Origin of the sequence: Clostridium hominis, from assembly GCF_014287825.1 — a bacterium.
GTDB classification, from domain to species: domain Bacteria; phylum Bacillota; class Clostridia; order Clostridiales; family Clostridiaceae; genus Clostridium; species Clostridium hominis.
On record NZ_JACOOO010000013.1, the window covers coordinates 12,421 to 34,995 of the forward strand.

Annotated in this window: 24 protein-coding genes and 2 tRNA genes; 23 read left to right on the plus strand and 3 right to left on the minus strand. The window is 30.0% G+C overall.

What is annotated here, in order from left to right; genetic code table 11:
• The first annotated feature begins 329 nt into the window (after positions 1-329).
• From mnmE to H8S20_RS06880, 7 genes are all read left to right on the plus strand, one after another.
• Positions 330-1,709: a tRNA uridine-5-carboxymethylaminomethyl(34) synthesis GTPase MnmE gene (mnmE, locus tag H8S20_RS06850; protein ID WP_032116809.1), complete on the plus strand. Its 1,380-nt coding sequence runs from the start codon at positions 330-332 to the stop codon at positions 1,707-1,709.
• A gap of 10 nt (positions 1,710-1,719) precedes the next feature.
• Positions 1,720-3,609, plus strand: coding sequence for a tRNA uridine-5-carboxymethylaminomethyl(34) synthesis enzyme MnmG (gene mnmG, locus H8S20_RS06855; protein WP_186859637.1), 1,890 nt, complete (start codon positions 1,720-1,722; stop codon positions 3,607-3,609).
• A gap of 1 nt (position 3,610) precedes the next feature.
• Entirely contained in the window at positions 3,611-4,330 is a 720-nt protein-coding gene (gene rsmG, locus H8S20_RS06860) for a 16S rRNA (guanine(527)-N(7))-methyltransferase RsmG (protein ID WP_186859638.1), read from the plus strand.
• Between the two features lie 207 nt (positions 4,331-4,537).
• Positions 4,538-5,305 (plus strand): nucleoid occlusion protein, encoded by a 768-nt coding sequence (gene noc, locus H8S20_RS06865; RefSeq protein WP_032116806.1) that lies wholly within the window; start codon positions 4,538-4,540, stop codon positions 5,303-5,305.
• Between the two features lie 380 nt (positions 5,306-5,685).
• Positions 5,686-6,447, plus strand: a complete 762-nt coding sequence (locus tag H8S20_RS06870; protein ID WP_186859639.1) for a ParA family protein — start codon at positions 5,686-5,688, stop codon at positions 6,445-6,447.
• 14 nt (positions 6,448-6,461) lie between these two features.
• On the plus strand, positions 6,462-7,343 hold the full coding sequence (locus H8S20_RS06875) for a ParB/RepB/Spo0J family partition protein (RefSeq protein WP_032116804.1): 882 nt from the start codon (positions 6,462-6,464) through the stop codon (positions 7,341-7,343).
• Between the two features lie 34 nt (positions 7,344-7,377).
• Positions 7,378-7,875, plus strand: coding sequence for a DUF4446 family protein (locus tag H8S20_RS06880; protein ID WP_032116803.1), 498 nt, complete (start codon positions 7,378-7,380; stop codon positions 7,873-7,875).
• 30 nt (positions 7,876-7,905) lie between these two features.
• On the opposite strand, the gene yyaC is transcribed toward H8S20_RS06880, so the two are convergent.
• Together yyaC and H8S20_RS06890 are read right to left on the minus strand one after the other, a co-directional pair.
• Positions 7,906-8,517: a spore protease YyaC gene (gene yyaC, locus H8S20_RS06885; protein ID WP_186859640.1), complete on the minus strand. Its 612-nt coding sequence runs from the start codon at positions 8,515-8,517 to the stop codon at positions 7,906-7,908.
• Positions 8,518-8,922: 405 nt separating this feature from the next.
• Positions 8,923-10,080, minus strand: coding sequence for an aminotransferase class V-fold PLP-dependent enzyme (locus H8S20_RS06890; protein ID WP_186859641.1), 1,158 nt, complete (start codon positions 10,078-10,080; stop codon positions 8,923-8,925).
• A 169-nt stretch (positions 10,081-10,249) separates the two neighbouring features.
• Between H8S20_RS06890 and H8S20_RS06895 the strand changes: the two genes are divergently transcribed.
• The 13 genes from H8S20_RS06895 to H8S20_RS06955 all read left to right on the plus strand — a co-directional run bounded on the left by H8S20_RS06895 (position 10,250) and on the right by H8S20_RS06955 (position 20,226).
• Positions 10,250-10,489 carry a putative Se/S carrier protein gene (locus tag H8S20_RS06895; protein WP_186859642.1) on the plus strand — a complete coding sequence of 80 codons (240 nt, stop codon included), beginning with the start codon at positions 10,250-10,252 and terminating at the stop codon, positions 10,487-10,489.
• Between the two features lie 18 nt (positions 10,490-10,507).
• Complete coding sequence (locus H8S20_RS06900; protein WP_243177550.1) at positions 10,508-11,410, plus strand: mechanosensitive ion channel family protein; 903 nt, start codon at positions 10,508-10,510, stop codon at positions 11,408-11,410.
• Positions 11,411-11,435: 25 nt separating this feature from the next.
• Complete coding sequence (locus H8S20_RS06905; RefSeq protein ID WP_032116799.1) at positions 11,436-11,627, plus strand: DUF951 domain-containing protein; 192 nt, start codon at positions 11,436-11,438, stop codon at positions 11,625-11,627.
• A 100-nt stretch (positions 11,628-11,727) separates the two neighbouring features.
• Positions 11,728-12,015, plus strand: coding sequence for a 30S ribosomal protein S6 (gene rpsF, locus H8S20_RS06910; RefSeq protein ID WP_032116798.1), 288 nt, complete (start codon positions 11,728-11,730; stop codon positions 12,013-12,015).
• A gap of 16 nt (positions 12,016-12,031) precedes the next feature.
• Positions 12,032-12,490 carry a single-stranded DNA-binding protein gene (locus H8S20_RS06915; protein ID WP_032116797.1) on the plus strand — a complete coding sequence of 153 codons (459 nt, stop codon included), beginning with the start codon at positions 12,032-12,034 and terminating at the stop codon, positions 12,488-12,490.
• Between the two features lie 34 nt (positions 12,491-12,524).
• A complete protein-coding gene (rpsR, locus tag H8S20_RS06920; RefSeq protein WP_032116796.1) occupies positions 12,525-12,767 on the plus strand; it encodes a 30S ribosomal protein S18 in 243 nt (80 codons plus the stop codon).
• Positions 12,768-12,924: 157 nt separating this feature from the next.
• A complete protein-coding gene (locus H8S20_RS06925) occupies positions 12,925-13,239 on the plus strand; it encodes a MazG-like family protein (protein WP_032116795.1) in 315 nt (104 codons plus the stop codon).
• 25 nt (positions 13,240-13,264) lie between these two features.
• Entirely contained in the window at positions 13,265-15,205 is a 1,941-nt protein-coding gene (locus H8S20_RS06930) for a DHH family phosphoesterase (RefSeq protein ID WP_032116794.1), read from the plus strand.
• 43 nt (positions 15,206-15,248) lie between these two features.
• Positions 15,249-15,695, plus strand: a complete 447-nt coding sequence (gene rplI, locus H8S20_RS06935) for a 50S ribosomal protein L9 (protein ID WP_032116793.1) — start codon at positions 15,249-15,251, stop codon at positions 15,693-15,695.
• A 12-nt stretch (positions 15,696-15,707) separates the two neighbouring features.
• The gene (gene lonC, locus H8S20_RS06940) at positions 15,708-17,585 is read left to right on the plus strand and encodes a Lon family ATP-dependent protease (protein ID WP_243177551.1); all 1,878 of its coding nucleotides are present in this window, start codon (positions 15,708-15,710) and stop codon (positions 17,583-17,585) included.
• Between the two features lie 131 nt (positions 17,586-17,716).
• Positions 17,717-19,054, plus strand: coding sequence for a replicative DNA helicase (locus tag H8S20_RS06945; RefSeq protein WP_032116790.1), 1,338 nt, complete (start codon positions 17,717-17,719; stop codon positions 19,052-19,054).
• Between the two features lie 137 nt (positions 19,055-19,191).
• Positions 19,192-19,374: a DUF1858 domain-containing protein gene (locus tag H8S20_RS06950; protein WP_032116789.1), complete on the plus strand. Its 183-nt coding sequence runs from the start codon at positions 19,192-19,194 to the stop codon at positions 19,372-19,374.
• Positions 19,375-19,482: 108 nt separating this feature from the next.
• A complete protein-coding gene (locus H8S20_RS06955) occupies positions 19,483-20,226 on the plus strand; it encodes an acyl-[acyl-carrier-protein] thioesterase (RefSeq protein WP_032116788.1) in 744 nt (247 codons plus the stop codon).
• A 73-nt stretch (positions 20,227-20,299) separates the two neighbouring features.
• Here H8S20_RS06955 and H8S20_RS06960 read toward each other — a convergent pair whose 3' ends face one another.
• Positions 20,300-21,544 carry a BaiN/RdsA family NAD(P)/FAD-dependent oxidoreductase gene (locus tag H8S20_RS06960; protein WP_032116787.1) on the minus strand — a complete coding sequence of 415 codons (1,245 nt, stop codon included), beginning with the start codon at positions 21,542-21,544 and terminating at the stop codon, positions 20,300-20,302.
• A 151-nt stretch (positions 21,545-21,695) separates the two neighbouring features.
• Here H8S20_RS06960 and H8S20_RS06965 point away from each other — a divergent pair, with 151 nt between their 5' ends.
• From H8S20_RS06965 to H8S20_RS06975, 3 genes are all read left to right on the plus strand, one after another.
• Entirely contained in the window at positions 21,696-22,295 is a 600-nt protein-coding gene (locus tag H8S20_RS06965) for a hypothetical protein (RefSeq protein WP_032116785.1), read from the plus strand.
• Between the two features lie 120 nt (positions 22,296-22,415).
• Positions 22,416-22,490 (plus strand) — tRNA-Glu (locus H8S20_RS06970).
• A gap of 8 nt (positions 22,491-22,498) precedes the next feature.
• Positions 22,499-22,574 (plus strand) — tRNA-Val (locus tag H8S20_RS06975).
• Position 22,575 lies beyond the last annotated feature (1 nt).

The window sequence follows — 22,575 nt, forward strand, 5'->3', positions numbered from 1 at the left end:
GGTTAAAAGTGAACAGTGAAAAGTTAAAGTAAAAACTGCTATGTAGTTTTTTATTATTTCACGGAAATTTTACCAATAATTATTAGCTCTTAATTATTAAGTATTAACTGTTAGAAGTTTTGACTTATATAAAATAGTCTTGTAAAATGAATATTATTGAAATTAGGGTATAATAATTATAAGAAATGACAAGTGACAACTTAATGATTAAAGTCAGATTTTGCTAACTTTATAGAATAAATATATTTTTAGGAATTGCGGAGCAGTTTTATCAATAACTTGACATTATTAATTTTTAACTTGTCACTATATAAAGCGGAGGATATTAAATGAAGGATTTTGATACAATTTGTGCCATTGCAACGGCATTAGGTGAAGGCGGAATTGCAATAATAAGAGTATCTGGTGATAAAGCTTTAGACATTGTTTCAAAGATTTTTAAAGCTCATAGCGGTCAAGATATTAAAAGTATGAAATCTTACACTATGAAATATGGACACATTTATGATATAGATAATGAAGAATTAATTGATGAAGTTATTATTAGCTTTATGAAGGGGCCTAAGAGTTTTACAGCTGAGGATACAGTAGAAATAAACTGTCACGGAGGAGTTGTTTCAACTAATAAGGTATTAGAATCTGTTATAAAGGCTGGAGCAAGATTAGCAGAACCTGGAGAATTCACAAAGAGAGCATTTTTAAATGGTAGAATAGATTTATCTCAAGCTGAGGCTGTTATGGATATTATAAAAGCTAAAACAGATCTTGCAATGAAATCAGCTTTAATGCAAAGTACAGGTCATCTATCAACTCAAATTAATAAGCAAAGAGAATATATGTTAAATATATTAGCTTTAGTTGAATTTGCTGTTGATTTTACTGAAGATGATGAAGATGTTGATCCAAGTATACCTATTAAAGTAGCAGAAAGCTTAGAGAAGAGCATAGGTGAAATGAATGTACTACTAAGAGGTGCTGATGAAGGAAAGCTTATAAGAGAAGGTTTAAGCCTTGCTATAGTAGGTAAACCTAACGTTGGTAAATCATCATTATTAAATGCCCTTTTAAGAGAGAAGAGAGCTATAGTAACTGATATAGCTGGTACAACTAGAGATGTAATTGAGGAATATATTAATTTAGATGGTATTCCTGTTAAGGTAATTGATACAGCTGGAATAAGGGAAACTGAAGATGTTGTTGAAAAAATCGGTGTAGAGAGATCTAAGGAGAAGCTTGAAGAAGCAGATTTAGTATTATTGGTGTTAGATACTTCAAGAGAGCTAGATCAAGAAGATAAAGACATAATTGAATCAGTAAAAGATAAAAAATGCATATTAATATTAAATAAAATAGATTTAGAGTGGAAAATTGAAGAGGATATTTTAGGTAGCTTTGAAAATGTAATTAAAATCTCTGCAAAAGAAGAAATTGGATTAGATGAATTAAAGCAGACTATAAAGGATTTATTCTTCAATGGAAAAATAGATACAGAAAGTTTAATAATTTCTAATTCACGTCATAAGCAGGCTTTATATAGAGCTTTAGAGAATGCTGAAAATGCTTTAGTTAGAGTTAAAAATAATGAGTACTTAGATTTAATATCTATTTATGTTACAGCATCATTAAGAGCTTTAGGTGAAATTACAGGTAGTGAATTAGAAGAAGATTTAGTAAATAAGATATTTAGTGATTTCTGCGTAGGAAAGTAGGGAAGTAAAGATGAGATATAGTGCAGGAGAATATGACGTAATAGTAGTTGGTGCAGGGCATGCAGGTTGTGAAGCAGGTCTTGCTTCAGCAAGAATGGGTTTAAAGACATTAGTATGTACTTTAAATTTAGATGCAGTTGGCTTAATGCCTTGTAATCCTAATATAGGTGGAACTGCAAAAGGGCACCTTGTAAGAGAAGTTGACGCTTTAGGTGGAGAAATGGGTGTTAACATAGATGAGACTTTTATTCAATCAAGAATGTTAAACACATCAAAGGGACCAGCAGTTCATTCACTTAGAGCTCAAGCTGATAGAAAAAAATATCAGGATAGAATGAAAAGAACTTTAGAAAATCAAGAGAACCTTGAATTAAGACAATTAGAGGTTCTAGACATAGAAGTTGAAGATGGGAAAGTAGTTGGAGTATTAACTAAGAATGGAGCTTTTTATAAATGTAAGGCTCTTATACTTACAACAGGTACATATTTAAGAGCAAGAATTATTATTGGAGACGTTTCTTATAATAGTGGGCCAAATGGATTAGCAGCAGCTAATGAATTAACAGCTGCATTAAATAGAATAGGTATAAAGACAAGAAGATTTAAAACTGGAACTCCTGCTAGAATTAATAGAAGATCTGTAGATTTTTCAAAAATGATAGAACAACCAGGAGATGAGAAGATAGTACCATTCTCATTTATGAATGACAAAATAGAAAAAGAGCAAATGTCTTGTTGGCTAACTTATACTAACGAAGAAACTCACAACATAATAAAAGAAAATATAGATAGATCTCCTATGTATAATGGTAGTATCGAGGGGGTAGGGCCTAGATATTGTCCATCTATAGAAGATAAGGTTATGAAGTTCCCAGACAAGAACAGACATCAAATATTCATTGAGCCAGAAGGTGAAGATACTCTTGAGATGTATGTTGGAGGAATGTCATCATCTTTACCAGAAGATGTTCAAATTAAAATGTATAGAACATTAGCTGGATTAGAAAATGTTGAGTTTTTAAGAACTGCTTATGCAATTGAATATGATTCAATAGATTCAACTGAGCTTAAGCCAACATTAGAGTTTAAAGAAATTGAAGGGCTTTATTCAGCAGGGCAGTTAAATGGAAGTTCAGGTTATGAAGAAGCTGCAGCACAAGGATTAGTTGCTGGTATAAATGCAGCATTAAAAGTTCAAGGTAAAGAGCCAATGATACTAACACGTTCAGATGCGTATGCAGGAGTTCTAATAGACGATTTAGTTACAAAGGGTACAAATGAGCCTTATAGAATGATGACTTCTAGAGCGGAATATAGACTACTTTTAAGACAGGATAATGCAGATTTTAGATTAACTGAGATTGGAAGAAAAGTTGGATTAGTTTCTGATGAAAGATATAATAGATTTTTAGATAGAAAAGCTAAAATTGAAAGTGAAGTTGAAAGATTAAAAAATCTTCAAATAACTAATAAGAGAGAAAACAATGAATTCTTAGTATCACTTAATACTGCAGAGCTTAAAAAGCCAATAAGTATGTATGAACTTATAAAGAGACCTGAAGTAGACTACTTTGTTTTAGCACCTTTAGATCCAGAAAGACCAGAATATACTGATGATATTGGGGAGCAAGTAAATATTATTGCAAAATATGAAGGATATATAACAAGTCAACTAGAGCAAGTAAATCAATTTAGAAAATTTGAAAAGAAGATATTACCTGAGGATATTGATTATACAGATGTAAAAGGATTAAGAATAGAAGCAATTCAGAAGTTAAGTGCTATAAGACCAATTAGCATAGGGCAAGCATCAAGAATTTCAGGTGTTTCTCCAGCGGATATATCAGTATTGTTAATATATTTAGAGAATCAAGCTAGAAGAGAGAAACAGGAGGGCTAAAATGGAATTTTTTGATTTAATGTCGACAGCTGCAAAAGATGTAGGAATAGAATTAACAGAAGAACAATATGAAAAGTTTATTAAGTATATGAGACTTGTACAGGAATGGAATGAGAAAATAAACCTAACAGCAATAACTGAAGATAATGAATTTGTTAAGAAGCATTTTATAGATTGTATAAAAGCATTTAAATCTAATGCCATAAAGGAAGCAAAGACTTTAATTGATGTTGGAACAGGGGCTGGGTTCCCTGGGCTTCCAATAGCAATATTAAGTCCAGATACTAAGGTAACATTATTAGATTCACTTAATAAGAGAATTAACTTTTTAAATACAGTAGTAAGAGAATTAGAATTAAAGAATGTAACTACAATTCATTCAAGAGCTGAAGATGGAGCTAGAAACCCTGGGTTAAGAGAACAATTCGATGTTGCCACATCTAGAGCTGTAGCTAATATGGCTGTATTATCTGAGTTTTGTATGCCTTTTGTTAAGAAAAATGGTTACTTTGTTGCTTTAAAAGGGCCATCTATAGAAGAAGAGCTAGAAGGTGGAGCTAATGCTATTAAAGTTTTAGGTGGAGAGCTAAAAAATATTATAGAGGTTGAAGTTGAAGGTACTGATTTAAATCATAATATAGTTGAAGTTTTTAAGATAAATAAGTGTCCTAAAACATACCCTAGAAAAGCTGGAACTATTAATAAAAAACCTATAAAATAGCAGAAAAGTATATATTTTTATTGGAATTTATGGCATAATTAAACTTTGTAGAGAGTAAATTGTATATTTATGTAGAAATATAGATTAATATAGTTTAATTTGTATTACGAAAATCTCATATATTAGAAGGAATTGATTAATAAATACAGAAATGTTAAAATATGGGATAAAATGTTGAGTAACTAAATATAAGGGATGGTCGCAAAAATGAGTAAACAGATAATAAATATAAATGTAGATGAGATATTTCCAAATACATATCAGCCAAGAAGATATTTCAATGAAGATGCTTTACAAGAATTATCTGCATCTATAAAGGAACATGGAATTATTCAGCCAATAACAGTTAGAAAAAGAGGAGAAAAATTCGAACTAGTTGCTGGTGAAAGAAGATGGAGAGCTGCAAGAATAGCAGAGTTAAGTCATGTTCCATGCAACATAATAGAAATTACTGATACTGAATCAGCTGAAATTGCTTTATTAGAAAACTTACAAAGAGAAGATTTAAACTTTATGGAGGTTGCTGAAGCTTATTATAATCTAATTAATGATCATAAATTTACTCAAGAAGAACTAGCAAAGAGAATGGGAAAAAACCAATCTACAATAGCTAATAAGTTAAGATTATTAAAATTAAGTCAAAAAGTTAGATTAATATGTTTAGAGAATAATTTAACTGAAAGACATGCTAGAGCATTACTAGCATTACCAAGTGAAGAATTGCAATTAAAAGTTTTAGATAAAGTAATAAAAAATGGTCTTAATGTTAAGAAGACTGAAGAGCTAATTAACTCCGAATTACTAGAAAAAGCAGCAGAAGAAAGAAAAAGCAAAAGAAGAGGAGTTATGCCTGGAAAACTATATGTAAATACTATAAAACAAGTATTTAATAAGTTTGATATACCAGCTGATTATAAGTTAAAAGAATTAGAGGATAGTATAGAGATTACAGTATCTATTCCTAAAAATAAATAGATTTTAAAAGCAGTACAAAAATTGTACTGCTTTTATTGTTTTTGCACAGATATGAATTTTATTTTTTATTACATAATTGAAAGATAAATGTAATGAACATAGATATGAGATAAATTTTTACTAGTTTATAATTAAGTCATACTTTGATAAGAGGAGTTGACTTTTATGAAGAAATTAATGGAAGTTATTAAGGTTATATTTTTAGTTACATTTGTAGGATATGATGAAGAAAAATTTCATTTAGCATAAGAAAAATGTTTCATGTGAAACATTTTTTTTATTTAACATAAATTTTTATTATGACTCCCTTTAATTATAGAAAAAAAGCAGATATAATAGAAAGAAAGGGAGGGGGTGGAGTCCTTAGGTGGACAAAACTTATGAAGAAAATATGTATATTTAACCAAAAAGGTGGAGTTGGTAAGACAACTACTAATATAAATTTATGTGCTTATTTAGCAATGGAAGGGTACAAAGTTTTAACAATAGATATAGATCCTCAAGGAAATACTACTAGTGGATTAGGATTAGATAAGAGAAATTTAGAGTTTTCAATGTACGATGTATTAACTGCTAATGTATCTTTAAATGATGTAATACTTAAAAGTGAATTAATACAGAATTTATATATCGCTCCAGCAACAATGGAATTAGCAGGTGCTGAAGTTGAGGTTATAAATAGAAGTGATAGAGAAACTATACTTTTAAATGAAATAACTAAAGTACAAGATGACTTCGATTTCATATTTATAGACTGTCCTCCATCATTAGGAGTATTAACTATTAATGCACTTACTGCAGTTGATTCTGTACTTATTCCAATCCAATGTGAATTCTATGCATTAGAAGGTGTTGGACAATTAATAAATACAATACAACTTGTGAAAAAGTCATTAAATAAGTCATTAGATATTGAAGGGGTAGTAATGACTATGTATGATTATAGAACGAATTTAAGTAATGAAGTCTATGATGAAGTTAAAAAATTCTTTAATGAAAAGGTATTTAAAACAACTATTTCAAGAAATATTAGATTAGCTGAGGCTCCAAGCTTTGGACTTCCGGTAATGTTATATGATGAAAAATGTAAGGGTGCAGACGCATATAAAGCTTTAACAAAAGAATTTTTAAGCAGACAATAGGAAGGTGAAATATCATGAGCAAAAAATTTGGATTAGGTAAGGGGTTAAATGCTCTTATTCCAGAAGATACAAATTTAGGTCCTTCAATTAGTAAAAATGAGAAAGAAACTTCAGATAAAAATTTAATTGATATAAATCTTATAAAGAGTAATTCAGATCAACCAAGAAAAAGTTTTGATGATGAAAAAATTATAGAGTTATCTGAGTCAATAAAGCATCATGGAATTGTTCAACCAATTATTCTAAGAAAAGAAGAAGAAAACTATGTTATTGTAGCAGGAGAACGTAGATGGAGAGCAGCTAAGATGGCTGGGCTTAAGAAAGTACCTTCTATAATAATGGACTTAACAGATAAACAAGTATTAGAAATATCTTTAATAGAAAACATACAAAGACAAGATTTAAATTCAATTGAAGAAGCGATGGCATATAAAAAGTTAATTGCAGATTTTGATTTAACACAGGAAGAATTAAGTAAGAGAATAGGAAAATCACGTGTTGCTATAACTAATACAATTAGATTATTAAACTTAGGTGAGGATGTTCAACAGTATTTAATTGAAGGTGTAATATCAGAAGGTCATGGTAGAGCTTTACTAGGTATTTCAGATAAAAAATTACAGTACGAATTAGCACAAAAAGTTATTGATGATAAATTATCTGTAAGAGAGTTAGAAAATCTTATAAAACGTATAAAGAAGGATGATGATAATTCTTCAAAAAAGAAGACAGAAGATGAATTAACAAATCCGTACTATAAAGATATAAAAGAAAGATTACAACATTATTTTGGAACAAAGGTTAATTTAACCAATAAAAACAATAAAGGAAAAATAGAAATAGAATATTATTCCGAAGAAGATTTACAAAGAATTTTAGAAATAATTAAATTATAATGTTTCACATGAAACATTGGAGGGACGGATTAAGGTGAGTAATATACTAAATATAATTAACGAGTACTCAGGAATTATAGTAATTGGGTTAGCTATTATTACATTACTATTATTGATAACTACAATAATATTATTAGTTTCAGTTAATAAGGTAGAGAAGAAATATAGAAAAATGATGAGAGGAATGAATAATAAAAACTTAGAAGAAGTTATAAATTCTAATTTAGATAATATTGATGTTGCTCTTAACAATTCTAAAGAAGCTCTTGCAAGTTGTGGAAAGATAGCTGAAGACTTAAAATTATGTGTAAATAAAGTTGCTATAATGAGATATAAGGCTTTTGCAGATGTAGGAAGTGATTTAAGCTTCTCTATAGCTATATTAGATTCTTATAATGATGGAGTTATTATAACTGGTATATATTCTAGACATGATAGTACTACATATGCAAAACCTATAGATAAGGGTATTTCTAGATATGACTTATCAGAAGAAGAATTACATGTATTAAATGAAGCAATAAATAAGTAGAAGTATAAAAGGATAGTAAAATTTAATTTACTATCCTTTTTTTATTTGCTTTTTATTTAAATTATTAGATGAGAATCTATCATTAGAAGAGAAATCTATTGATATCTTATCTAAACATTTTTTTATACCATCTGTAATACAGTCTGCTAATGACATAACAGTAAATAATCGAGTGTTTTGAAGAACTATAAATTCTAAGTTTCCTGATATATTAACAACTCCTGTAATACTAAGGTCTCCAACAGCTGGCAAGTCTTTATTAAGTGCTAATCCAGGAGTAATAGGTTTTTCTTCAATAAATATTTTACCAACATTTTGTATATTGCCTAAAGATGAATCTATAGCTATTATATAGGGATTGATAAAATATTTTTCTATTTTCTCTAAGACTGTAACTAAATTCTTTGAATGAACTGGAGTTTCTAAAGAACCGTATACATATATATTATTTTTATGTTCAAGTTTTAACTTGTAACCAATTAATGGACCAAGAGAATCACCAGTAGATCTATCGGTTCCAATACATAAAAAAATAATTGGACGTTTATCTGATAGAGGAGTCTTCAGTTTTGAATATAAGTAATCTCTAAACTTATTTACTGTAGTTGGGGACATTGAATCTTCACAAAAATACTTTTCCATAAAACACTCTCCTTAAGTGAGAATCAAAATTTAATATGTTACTATTCGAATTTACTCATTCCACAATAGGAGAAGGAGTTTCCTTATTAAGGAGTTTTGACACATTTTATAGAAAATATTCAAAGGTAAGCTAGCTTTTTGTGAAGAGTAGAGAGAAAGGAAGAAGGAATTGATTTAAAGTTCAATCACTTTGGTGAAAGGTTCGCTTGTGCAAAGGGGAAAGGTCAGCTGAAGCTGAAGGGAAAATGTCACTGACATGACGGGGAAAGTATTGCCTTTGGCAATAGTACAATATATCTACTTTAGTACTTTTCTCTTTAACTTTAGTTAATCTTTACCTGCTACGATAGTAGCATTTTCCCTTTGACGAAGTTAACCTTTCACCTGCGGGCCTTAGCTCGCACTTTATTTATAAAGTTTGTTTATTTTATTTAAAGAATCAACGGTATATTTTATTTCTTCTAAAGTATTAAAATATCCAAGGCTTAGTCTTACAGTTCCATTAGGATATGTTCCGATAGTTTTATGTGCTAATGGAGCACAGTGAAGTCCACTTCTATTACTAATTCCGTAGTCAGAATCTAGTATAAATGAAAGTTCGCTAACATCTAAGTTTGAATTTGTAATAGATACGCAAGATGTTCCGTTAGCAGGATTTAAGTCTCCATATATAGTAAAGTTATTCATATTAGAAATTTCATTAATTAAATAAGATCTTAAGTATGCGTTATGTTCATAAATAGTATTAAGACCTTCTTTTTCAATAAATTTTATACCTTCATATAAGCCTATTATACCTGGAATATTTAATGTACCAGATTCAAACTTATCAGGTAGGAAGTCAGGTTGAACTAATGAATGAGAAAGGCTACCTGTACCACCTAAGATATATGGATTACAAATTTCATTAAGTTTATCATCTATAATAAATCCACCAATACCTTGAGGGCCAAGTAAACTTTTATGGCCAGTAAAGGCTAAAGCATTAAGATTAAAATTTTTAAAATCTACTTCTATTACTCCTGCACTTTGAGCAGAATCTAATATAAAAAATATATTATGTTTTTTGCATAACTCTCCTATCTTTTGTATAGGTTGAATAGAGCCAGTAATATTAGAAGCATGAGTTAGTATTATTAACTTTGTATTATTTCTTATTGCTTTAGCAATTAAATCTACATCAATTATTCCGTTTGATTTTGCAGAAACTATTTCTAAGTCAATACCTATGGTTTCCTTTAAGTTATATAAAGGTCTTATAACAGAATTATGCTCCATGGAGGAAGTTATTACATGATCTCCTGGTTTCAATATTCCATTAATTAATGTATTAAGTGATGATGTTATATTGTTAGTGAAAATTACATTCTCAATCTTATGGAAATTAAAAAAATTAGCTATTGTTTCTCTAGCTAAAAATAAATATCTATTTGATTCTAATGCATTAGAGTGGTTAGCACGTCCAGGATTTCCACCTATGTTAGTTAAATAATTATAAATTGAATCAGAAACTGTTTTGGGTTTTGGAAATGATGTACTTGCATTATCTAAATATACATTCATAGTGCTTACTCCTTACTAAAATTAGTCTTATAAATATGATAAAATAAATAGGGAAAAATGCAAGGATATATTACAAGATTTTGAAATTAGCTAGATATTAAAGTAATATATTTATTATAACGACAAAGTAGGTATAATATAATTATTAAGATAATTTTAGGAGGACAAAATGAAGTATTACATAATAGTTTTTAAGAATACTCATACGGCTATGAGTGGAGAAAAAAAGTTAAAGGAAATAGGAATGAATTTTAGAATAATGCCAACTCCAACTACAATAACTCAAAGCTGTGGAATTTGTATAAGGTTAGAGGATGAAGATAGCATTAATAGGGTAATTAATGAGGAAGTTATAGAATTTAAAGCAATATATAAAAGAGATAGTAACGGATATGAATTAGTAAAGTAAATAGAGGAGGCGTAAAGGTTGAATAACATTTTATCTCTTGCTAAGATAGTTACAACTGAGGACGGTAAGCTTGCGTGGAATTGGGAAAATTTTACTAAGGATCCAGAGATTCTAAATGGTTGGCTAGAAACATCTTTCAATATGATTTTGAGAATTGTTATCATTCTTGTAGCTATAAATTTAATTATAAAAATAGGAAATAAAATAATTAATAAATTTGTAGATAAGCAAGTAAAAAGTAAATTGAGCTTTTCGTTAGATCCACAAAAGGCAATAACTATAGGTGAAGTATTAAAAAGTGTACTAAAGTATACTGTTTATTTAGTTGGTGTTGCACTTATGTTTTATGATGTGTTTGCAAAAATACCAGTTGCATTAGCGAGTGCTGGAGGTTTTGCTATAGGTCTTGGAGCTCAAAGTTTAGTTAAGGATTTAATTAATGGATTTTTTCTTTTATTTGAAGACCAATATGGGGTAGGGGATCATGTTACTATTTCTAATTTTAGTGGTATAGTTGAGAGTATGGGAATTAGGACAACAGTTTTAAGAGATTTTACAGGAGACTTACATCTTATTCCTAATGGATCTATTTTAGAGGTAACAAATCACTCAAGAGGTGATATAAGATTTATAGTTGATGTTGATATAGCTTATGAGGAAAACATAGACCAAGCTACTAATTTAATAAAGTCTGTCAATGAAGCTTTTGAAGAAAAGCATAAAGATAAGCTAAGAGGACATATTGAAGTGCTAGGAGTTATTTCATTAAACCCATCAGGAATAACTATTAGAGTTGTAGGAAGAGCGAAACCATTAAGTCAATGGGAAATGGAAAGAGAGTTAAGAAAAGAAATTAAAGAAGCATTAACTAGAGCAGGAATAGAAATTCCATATCCTAAGACTTATATTGTAAATAAATAATTTTATTTTTAGGAGGCGATTATAAATGATAGAAACTTTTGAACTAGGTGATGTAGTAGAAATGAAAAAAGAACATCCTTGTGGAAATAAGAACTTTGAGATTATAAGAGTCGGTGCTGACGTGAAAATTAAGTGTACTGAATGTGGTAGAATAATAATGCTTCCACGTCGTAAATTCCAGAAAGATGCAAAAAAGGTAGTAAAAACAAAAGAATAAAATAAAAAAAGCTTGAAATAGTCAACATAAAGTGATAAACTTTTAAATTGTAATCCTGCTGCATATGTAGCAGCCGTTAAGTCCAAAGGAGGTGAAAATGATGAGAAAGTACGAAACTATATTTATACTACACCCATCATTTGATGAAGAAGCTGTAAAAGCTAACATCGAAAAGTTTAAAGGTGTTATAGAAAACGGTGGAGGAACTATCGAAAACGTTGATTTCTGGGGTAAGAGAAAACTTGCTTACGAAATAAAGAAAGTTAACGAAGGTTTCTACACATTAATCAATTTCGAAGCTAACCCTGAGTTACCAAAAGAGTTAGACAGAATATTCAGAATCACTGATGGTGTTATAAGACATATCATTGTTAAACAAGAAAACTAGTAGGTGGTGTTAAAGAATGAATAAAGTAATTCTAATAGGTAGATTAACTAAAGATCCTGAGTTAAAGTATACTCCAGGAAACGGAACTGCCGTAACAACACTAACTTTAGCAGTTGATAATTATAACAGCAAATCTGGCGAAAGAACTGCTGATTTTATTCCTGTAGTAATATGGGGAAAGCAAGCTGAAAACACTGCTCAATATATGAGTAAGGGTAGTCAAATTGCTATAAGCGGTAGAATTTCAGTTAGATCATATGATGCAAAGGACGGCACTAAGAGATATGTAACAGAAGTTGTTGCTGACACATTTAATGGTGTAAGCTTCTTATCTAAGGGTAATGGAGCTGGTAATAATGGAAGTTCATTCGGTGGCGGATCTGATTATTCACATTCATCAAATAATGATGTATTTGGTGGAATGAATTTCGAAGAGGATATGACTCCAGTCGATGACGGAGATATGCCATTCTAGAAAGTCTAATTAATTTTACAAGGAGGGAAATAGCATGAGAGATATGAAAAGATCTGGAAAAATGAGAAGATCTAGAAAAAAAGTATGTGCTTTCTGTGTTGATAAAGCTGAATCAATAGATTACAAAGATGTAGCTAAGTTAAGAAAGTTCGTTACAGAAAGAGGTAAGATATTACCAAGAAGAATTTCTGGAACTTGCGCTAAGCACCAAAGACAATTAACAGATGCTATAAAGAGATCAAGAAATATAGCTTTATTACCATTTACAACAGAATAGTAATAAGATTATTAGCCCCTGAGAATCAGGGGCTTTTGTGTTATATAAAAATATAACTTATTTACATATTTTGTAATACATTCCCTTATATAGTTGCATTAATATAAAAATAACTTTAAAATATAAGTTACAGGGTAGTGGAATAGAGGTGAAATATGTGAGAAAAGAAGATTTTAATATAATGGCCAACATTAAGATGATAGAAGAATTAAAAGCAAACTTATTGTGTCTTATAGGTGATCTTTATACTCTTTTAACTAGGGGAACTAACATAGCTAGAGATTCAATATTAAATTGTATATCTGGTGCTATTTTAATTCTATATGTGTTAGCACAAAAATTAGGATATAGTTGTAATGAAGTTGATGATGATATGAAAAAAAAGCTAAAGATTGGTATTACAGAAGAGCATGAATATGAAAGAGAAGGAAAGAATTTAAGCAAACTTCAAAATCATATTAAACAACGTTAATAATATAAAGCTTAGGAGGCTTTCAATGAAGGAAAAACTTAAGGATTACCAACAGGTAATAATACCGGCTATTTTTGTATTTATAAGTATTATATTTTTTTATAATGATAAGTTTATAATAGGAAGTATTATATTATTGGCGTTTATTATATATTTTTATTACTTAAATAAGAATGAGCATTCTAAAGTTGAAAATGGAAAAAGAACAATATCTAAGCTAAAATTAAATATTAATGATAATATTTCAAATATGCTAGCTCCAATAGCTCTTATTAACGAAAATGGAGATATTATATGGGCAAATAAAAGGTTAACTCAGGAATTAGAGTTAAGTGATACTGAGGGGCAAAATATTATCAGTATTACAAGAAGTTTAGATTTACAAAAACTTTTAAAATGCGATAAGGATTTAAGTCAACGTATAAAGATAAAAAATTGCATTTATAGTATATATGCTAGCAAAATAACTGGTGAAGATGAACTTATTAATGATGTATATGCAGTATATTTTATTGAAGTTAGCAACTTAAGAGACCTAAATACAACTAAAGAAAGCGTAATGTTAATTGAAGTAGATAATTTATCAGAAGTGCTTGAGAGTACAGAGGAAAGTGAAAGACCTCTACTTGTAGCTGAAGTAGAAAGAACTATAAATCTATATGCTCAAAAGCTAAAAGCATTAATTGTTAAATATGATTCTAATAGATATGCATTATCTGTTATAGATAAGTATATTACTGAAGAAGTAAATAATAAGTTTGATATATTAGAAAAAATATCTGAAATTGAACGTGGTAATAAGTTTGAACTTACTTTAAGTATTGGAATAGGAAGAGGAGGAGCTACCCCTCAAGAAAACTATAATAATGCTGTTACAGCTAAGGAGCTTGCTCTAGGTAGAGGTGGAGATCAAGTTGCTATAAAAAATAATGAAAAGATAATTTTCTTTGGTGGAAACACTAGAGAGTTTGAAAAGAGAACAAGAGTAAGAGCCAGAGTTATTGCCCATGCATTAAAGGATCTTATCTATGAAAGTAGTAATATATTAATTATGGGACATAAGAATCCAGATATGGATTGCTTAGGTGCTGCAGTTGGTTTATGGTCTACAATTAGGCAAATGGGCAAGAATTGTAATATTATTTTAGATAATGATAGAAATGCTATTGAATATTACATGAATAAGTTGCAAGATGATAGTAAATATGACAATACATTTATTTCTAGAGATGATGCAGAAAAAAATATTAATGAGAAATCATTATTAATAGTAGTAGATGTTCATAATAAAGGGTATGTAAGTAATATTGATTTAGTTGAAAAAGTGTCTAGAAAGATAATTATAGACCATCATAGAAGAAGTCCAGATATAGTTGAAGGTACATTATTAAATTATATCGAGGTATATGCATCATCAACTTCAGAAATGGTGACAGAGTTAATTCAATATATGGTACAAAAGCCTAGAATATCAAAGGTTGAAGCTGAAGGGTTATTAGCAGGTATTGTTATGGATACCAAGGAGTTCCAGTTTAAAGCTGGAGTTAGAACTTTTGATGCAGCATCATTTTTAAGATCTATAGGTGCAGATACATTAGAAGTAAAAAAAATGTTTAATGATAGCTTAGAAGACTATTTAGTCATAGCAGATACTATTAAAAATGCAGAAGTAAAAGATAATGTAGCAATAGCTGTTTGTCCAAGTAATGTTGATAATACAGTTATAGTAGCTAGAGCTGCAGATGAGTTATTAACTATTTCAGGAATAGAGGTATGCTTTGTTTTAGCTGAAATAAATAATAATGTAATAATAAGTGGTCGTTCTCTTGGTGATGTTAATGTTCAAGTTATATTAGAAGAGCTTGGAGGCGGAGGTCATATGAATATGGCTGGAGCTAAATTAAAACTTCCTATTGGAGAATCTATAGAAGCTTTAAGAAGTTCTATAGATAAACATTTAAAGTAGAACGAATATGGCAAGAATAAAAGGTAAAGGATAGGTGTATAATATGAAAGTTATTTTATTACAAGACGTTAAGAAAATGGGTAAAAAAGGTGATGTTATAGAAGCATCAGATGGATATGCTAGAAATTATTTATTTCCTAGGAAATTAGCCGAAGAAGCTACAGCAAATGCTTTACATGTAGTTAATGCTAAGAAGGAAAATGAAAGAAGAAAGAAGCTTGCAGAATTAGAAGCTGCACAAAAATTAGCTGCTGAACTAAAAGGTAAAGAAGTTACAGTAAAAGCTAAGGCTGGTGAAAATGGAAGATTATTTGGAGCTATAACAAATAAGGATATAGCTGAAGTTATTAATACTACATTTAAATTATCAATAGACAAGAAAAAAGTAGTTATGGAAACAATAAAAATTGCAGGAACATACGATGTAGAAATTAAATTATATCCAGAAGTATCAACTAAGATAAAGGTTATAATTGTTCCTCAACAATAAGGAGGATTGAATTTGGAATTACAAAATATATTAGACAGTGATTTACCATTAGAGTCAAAAGTGAATGTATTATTTGAAATACTTAATAATGTACTTGATGAGGGTGCTGTAAGAGCTAGAACAGTTAGATTTAAGTTAAACAAATATGTGAATTCACCAAAAATAAATGAGAGAATATATGCACTTAATGTTATTGCATCAGATGGAAAAGGCGCAAAAGTAGTTCCAAGTGATGATGAAGCTAGAGAGATATTAGAGGATGTAGTTTATTGGATATCTGAAAATATAGCTAAAAAATATGTGCAAAGACAAATAGAAACTGAAGTAGAGAAAAGTTTAGTTGAGAGACAAGATAAATTCATGGATGAGCTTAGACTTTCTATAATAAGGAAGCAAAAGGGTTCTGAAAATAGCAAAACAGCACTTAAGCTTGAAAAGCTAGAAAAGTTAGATGCTAAAAAGATAAATAAAAATGTAATGAATCTTTTAAGACCTGAAACATTCGAAGAGATTGTTGGGCAAGAGAGAGCTGTTAAGTCATTAATATCAAAGATGGCATCTCCATACCCACAGCATATAATCCTTTACGGGCCACCAGGGGTAGGAAAGACATCAGCAGCAAGACTTGCGTTAGAAGAGGCTAAAAAGCTTAAATTTACGCCTTTTGATGATGATTCAAAGTTTGTTGAAGTTGATGGTACTACATTAAGATGGGACCCAAGAGAAATAACAAACCCTTTATTAGGTTCAGTACATGATCCAATATATCAAGGAAGTAAGAAAGATTTAGCTGAGATTGGGGTACCTGAACCAAAGCCAGGTTTAGTTACAGATGCTCATGGTGGAGTTTTATTTATCGATGAAATTGGTGAACTAGATGAAATACTTCAAAATAAGCTTTTAAAAGTTTTAGAAGATAAGAGAGTGGAGTTTTCATCATCTTATTATGACCCAGATGATGAGAATATACCAAAGTATATAAAATACTTATTTGATAATGGAGCACCAGCTGATTTTGTTTTAATAGGTGCAACTACTAAAGACCCAAGTGAAATTAATCCAGCTTTAAGATCTAGATGTACAGAGGTTTATTTTGAACCATTATCTGCTACAGATATAGAAGGTATAATTGAAAATGCAGCTAAGAAGTTAGAAGTAACTTTAGAAGATGGGGTTGCAAAGCTTATTAGCCAATATACTATTGAAGGTAGAAGGGCTGTAAATATATTATCAGATGCTTATGGATATTCTTTATATAACTCTGAGGGAGAAGATTTAAAAGAAATAATAAAAATAAGCGATGTAGAAGAAGTATTATCTATAGGTAGATACTTACCTTATGAAAGAATATCTAATTTAGAAAGTGCTGAAGTAGGGCATGTATATGGATTAGGGGTAAGTGGCTTTATAGGATCAACTATAGAAATTGAAGCAGCTGTGTTCCCAGCAAGAAAAAAAGGGGCAGGAACTATTAAATTTAACGATACGGCTGGTTCAATGGCAAAGGATTCTGTATTTAATGCGGCTTCAGTTATAAGAAAGATTACTGAAAAAGATATAAGAGATTATGATATACACGTTAACGTAATTGGTGGAGGTAAGATAGATGGCCCTTCAGCAGGAGCAGCTATAACAGTTTGTATAATTAGTGCTCTTACTAATAAACCAATACGTCAAGATATTGCTATCACAGGTGAGATTTCATTAAGAGGTACTGTAAAGCCAGTTGGTGGTATATTTGAAAAGATATATGGTGCTAGAAGAAAAGGAATTAAGCTCGTTGCTGTCCCTAAAGATAATGAAAAAGAAGTCCCTCTAGGACTTAGTGATATAGAAGTTAAATCTATAACTCGCATAGAGGAACTTATGGAGATAGTATTTGAGAAGTAATGTGGATTAAGCTTCCTTAGTAGGAAGCTTAATTTTATTGTGTGAAAAAAAGAAATTTAATATACATAATATAAATTTCTTTAGATTTTGTTATAATAAATTTAGAATACTTAGGAGGGAGGGTTACTTATATGGAAACACCAATGATGAGAAGTTTACCACAGAGTATTGAAGCAGAGCAGTCTGTTATAGGTGCAATGATAATAGATAAGAGCGCTATAGCAAAGGTTCTTGAAAAGCTTAAAGAAGATGACTTTTATAGAGATGGTCATAAGATAATATACAAGGCTATACAGCACATGTTTTCGCAAGATATGGCTGTAGACTTAGTAACATTATTAGAATACTTAAAGACTACTGATAACTTAGATAAGGCTGGTGGAGTTACTTACATATCAGAATTAAGTGCTTCTGTACCAACAACAGCCAACTTAAGTTCATATATAAAAATAGTTGAAGAAAAATCAACTTTGAGAAAATTAATTAAAGCATCTACAGCAATAATAGAGGAAAGTTATAATAGCGGTGATGATGTAGGGAAAGTAATTGATATAGCTCAAAAGAAGATGTTTGATATAGCAGAGAAGAAAGATTCTAAAGAGTATGAGCCTTTATCAAACGTTCTTGAAAGAGGATTTTTAGAGATAGAAAGGCTATTTAATAATAGGGGTGCCATAACAGGCGTAGGTTCAGGTATTAAAGCTTTAGATGAAAAAACATCTGGATTCCAAAAGGGGGATATGGTTCTTATAGCAGCCAGACCTTCAATGGGAAAAACAACATTCTCACTTAATATAGCTGAAAATGCAGCGTTAAAAGAAGGTAAGAGTGTAGTCATATTTTCTCTAGAAATGTCTAAGGAGCAGTTAGCTTATAAGTTACTATGCTCTCAAGCAAGTGTTGATATGCTAAAGCTTAGAACAGGTAATCTAGATGATGATGACTGGGAAAGAATAGCTAGAGCTACAGGACCATTATCTAAGGCAAGAGTGTATATAGATGATACAGCTGGTCTTAGTGTTATGGAAATGAGATCTAAGTGTAGAAAGATAAAAATGGAGTATGGTATTGATATGATACTTATAGACTACTTACAGCTTATGTCTGGTAGCTCCGGTAGTGATAATAGACAACAAGAGGTATCAGAAATATCAAGATCTATTAAGGCATTAGCTAAGGAGATGGAGTGTCCAGTTATAGCGTTATCGCAGTTATCACGTGCTCCAGAGCAAAGAGCTGACCATAGACCAATGCTATCTGACTTAAGAGAATCAGGATCAATTGAGCAGGATGCCGACGTAGTTATGTTCTTATATAGAGATGAATACTACAATAAGGAAAGTGAAGATAAGGGAATTGGTGAATGTATAATAGCTAAGCAAAGAAACGGCCCGGTTGGAACTGTTAGAATGGCTTGGATTGGAGCTCACTCTAAATTTGCTGATTTGGACTTAGTTCATAAGGAATAAAATATAATTTGTATAAAAAAGATGCTTTATTTATAAAAGGCATCTTTTTAATTAGAAATCACCTTGAAATATTGTAAAAACTTGTATAGAATATATTTAATTGTTATTAAAACACTATTAAAGGATAGGTGAATATATTGATTACTAAGGAAATGACTATTGGTGAGGTTATAAAGGCTAATGTTAATAAAGCTGATGTACTTATGCAATTTGGTATGGGATGCGTAGGGTGTCCATCTGCACAAGCAGAAACTGTAGAAGAGGCTGCAAAGGTTCATGGAATAGAATTAAGTGAATTATTAGAGGCCTTAAATAAATAGTTATATACGGTAGATTTTAAAGTCAGCATTGCTGACTTTTTTTATATTTATAATATTTATGTGGTAAAATATGTGTAATAATAAGATTAGAGAAAGTGGGAGTGTTAAATGGGAAAAAGATTTGAAAGAGAATATGAAGTTCATTATTATGACGTTGATGTAAAGCTTCAATGCAAGATTGAATCTATAATTAATTATTTTACCGATATAGGTACGAAGCAATCTGAAAAAATCGGAGTTGGAATAGAATATATGTCAGAAAGAAATTTGGCATGGGTATTCTGCAAATATGATATAAAGATAAATAGATATCCTAAGTATGGGGAAAAGATTAGAGTAGCTACAAATGCTTTAGGTTTTAAGAGATTTTATGCATCAAGATTATATGAAATATTTGATGAAGAGGGAAATAAAATCGTTGAAGCTATTGGAGTATTTTTATTAATTGATATTAATAAGAGGAGAGCAGTAAGAATACCTTTAGAGCAATATGAGTTTTATGGAGTTAGTGAAGATGAAGAATGTAATATAAATGTTTCTAAGCCAGAAAAACTAAAAGAAGAAATGCACTCAAAAGAGTTTAAAGTAAGATATAGTGATATAGACTCAAATACACACGTTAATAATGTTAAATATATAGAATGGGCATTAGAGTCAGTGCCAGTAGAGATATTATATAATAATAATTTAGTTGAATTAAGTGTAGTTTTTGAAAAAGAATGCTCTTATGGGGATGAAATAAAATCAATATGCGAAGTTAAAGAAAATGATGAAGAGTATATTATCCTACACAAGATAGAAAACAATGAGGGAAAAGAATTAACAACATTAATATCAAAGTGGGTTAAGTAAACAATTAAAAACTAATAATGGAAAATGATAAATTAACGAACTTAATTTATCATTTTCCATTTATCATTTCTAATTATTTATTAGCTATTGATTTGGCAGCTACGTATCCAGAGCTCCAAGCCCATTGCAGGTTAAATCCACCACAATCACCGTGGACATCCATGATTTCACCAGCAAAGTGAAGGTTAGGAACAATTTTAGATTCTAACGTATCTGGATTTATTTCTGAAGCGGTAACTCCACCTATAGTTACTTGCGCTTGATTAAAGTCATTTGTTCCAGTACAAGTAAACTTCCAACTTTTAAGAGTTTGGATTAACTTGTTTTTTTCTTTCCAAGAAAGCTCATAGCATGGCATATGTAAATCTGTAATACCACATTCTTTTAATAGAACAGGTATTATTTTTTTATTAATAACACCTATAAAAGCATTTAATATAGGTCTATGAGAAAGAATAGCAAAATGGCATTCTAAGAAATCTATTAACTCATCTTTTGTATAGTTTGGCATAAGATCAACAACAACTTCAGTTTTTTTACCAGTGCTAGTAGCTTGGGAGGCTAAAGCTGATATTTGAAGTATTGGAGGACCAGAAATACCGTAATCAGTAAATAATATTTCACCGAAATCTTCTTTTACTTCTTCATCATTTACAAATAATTTTGCATAACCATCAAATTTGACTCCTGAAAGTGCTTTGAGATGATTATAGTCTAACTTTAATTGAACTATTCCAGGTAAAAGCTTTGTTATAGAATGACCTAAATTTTTTGCCAAATTATATGCTGAACCATCTGATCCTGTTTTTGGAGCAGATTTTCCTCCACAGGCTAAAATTAAATTTTCACATGTGAATAATTTATACTCATCGTTATTTGTGGATAATTTAAAAATTTTATCCTTGTGGATATCTTTTATTTTACAGCCCGTGTATAAAGGTATATTTCTATCTTCAAGTGACATTTTTAAAATATCCACAACAGAAGATGCTTGTAGTGATTGTGGATATAATTTTCCGCCTTTTAAAGGTACTATTGGAAGACCTAAAGATAAGAAATAATTTAATGTATCATCTACACCAAATTGACTTAAAACAGATGAAAAGAAATTATCACAATTACTATGATAATTAATAAAAGGTTCAGCTACACATCTATTGGATATATTACATCTACCATTTCCAGTAGTTAATATTTTTTTACCAACTCTATCGGTTCCTTCAACTATGGCTACATCTAGCCCAAAGTCTTTAGCAACTATAGCTGCTGTCATACCAGAAGCTCCACCACCAACGATTATTAAATCATGATATATCAATAAGAACACTCCTTTTTAATTCAAAGTTATAAATTAAAGAAATCATTTCAATGTAATTTAGAATTTATAATTGAACTTAATTTGCACTTTTATTCTATCACAGTAATATTAGTAAAAAAACTATGGAATACTAATTGATGAGGTGAGACTATTGCTAGTTAAAATTATTGACAAAACTTTAGATGATTATGATAAAGAGTTTAAGGTTAGAAGAATGAACTATGATCAAGTAGTAGTAAATTATCCTAGTAGCAAGGGGATTAAAGTATTTAATAATAGTGAAATAGACTTTATAACTGAAAGTGAAGTAGATGAATTTTTAATAAAGTATAATGATTTTTTAAAGATAAAATTAAACAGAGGAATTTCAGTAGGTTTATATAAAGCTCTTTTAGAAATTATAGAATCACAATTAAATATTAAATTTGAAAATTTAAATTTATTAAGAGATAAACATGTTGTAAATAAAAGAGGAATTTGGGAAAAAGAAATAATAGCTGTAATAAATAAGTCTATTCCGGTTAAAATATTAGCTGTAGGACAAAATTTTAAAAAGGTTGGATTTAATATAAATTTAGATCAGATTGATGAAAATGAATTTTTCGATATGTGTTGTTTTGAGATCGAAAAGATAGAAAATGAAATAAAATTAAAAGAAGATTCATTAGCAAGATACGGTATGGCAATAGAAAATTTAAAAAAGGCAGAAAAAAATAAAAGTGGGGAAAAACCAGTAAAAATGCTGACCTAGAGGAGATTAAATATGAGTTGAAAATAAAAAAATAAAAAAAGTTGTTTAAAAGTGTTGACACCATATTTAATTTTATGTATTATAGTTAATGTGCTCGGCAGAGAACGAGCAAGAAACCTAGGCCCCTTGGTCAAGCGGTCAAGACACCACCCTTTCACGGTGGTAACAGGGGTTCGATTCCCCTAGGGGTCACCATTTTATACGGAAGCATAGCTCAGCTGGGAGAGCATCTGCCTTACAAGCAGAGGGTCACAGGTTCGATCCCTGTTGTTTCCACCAT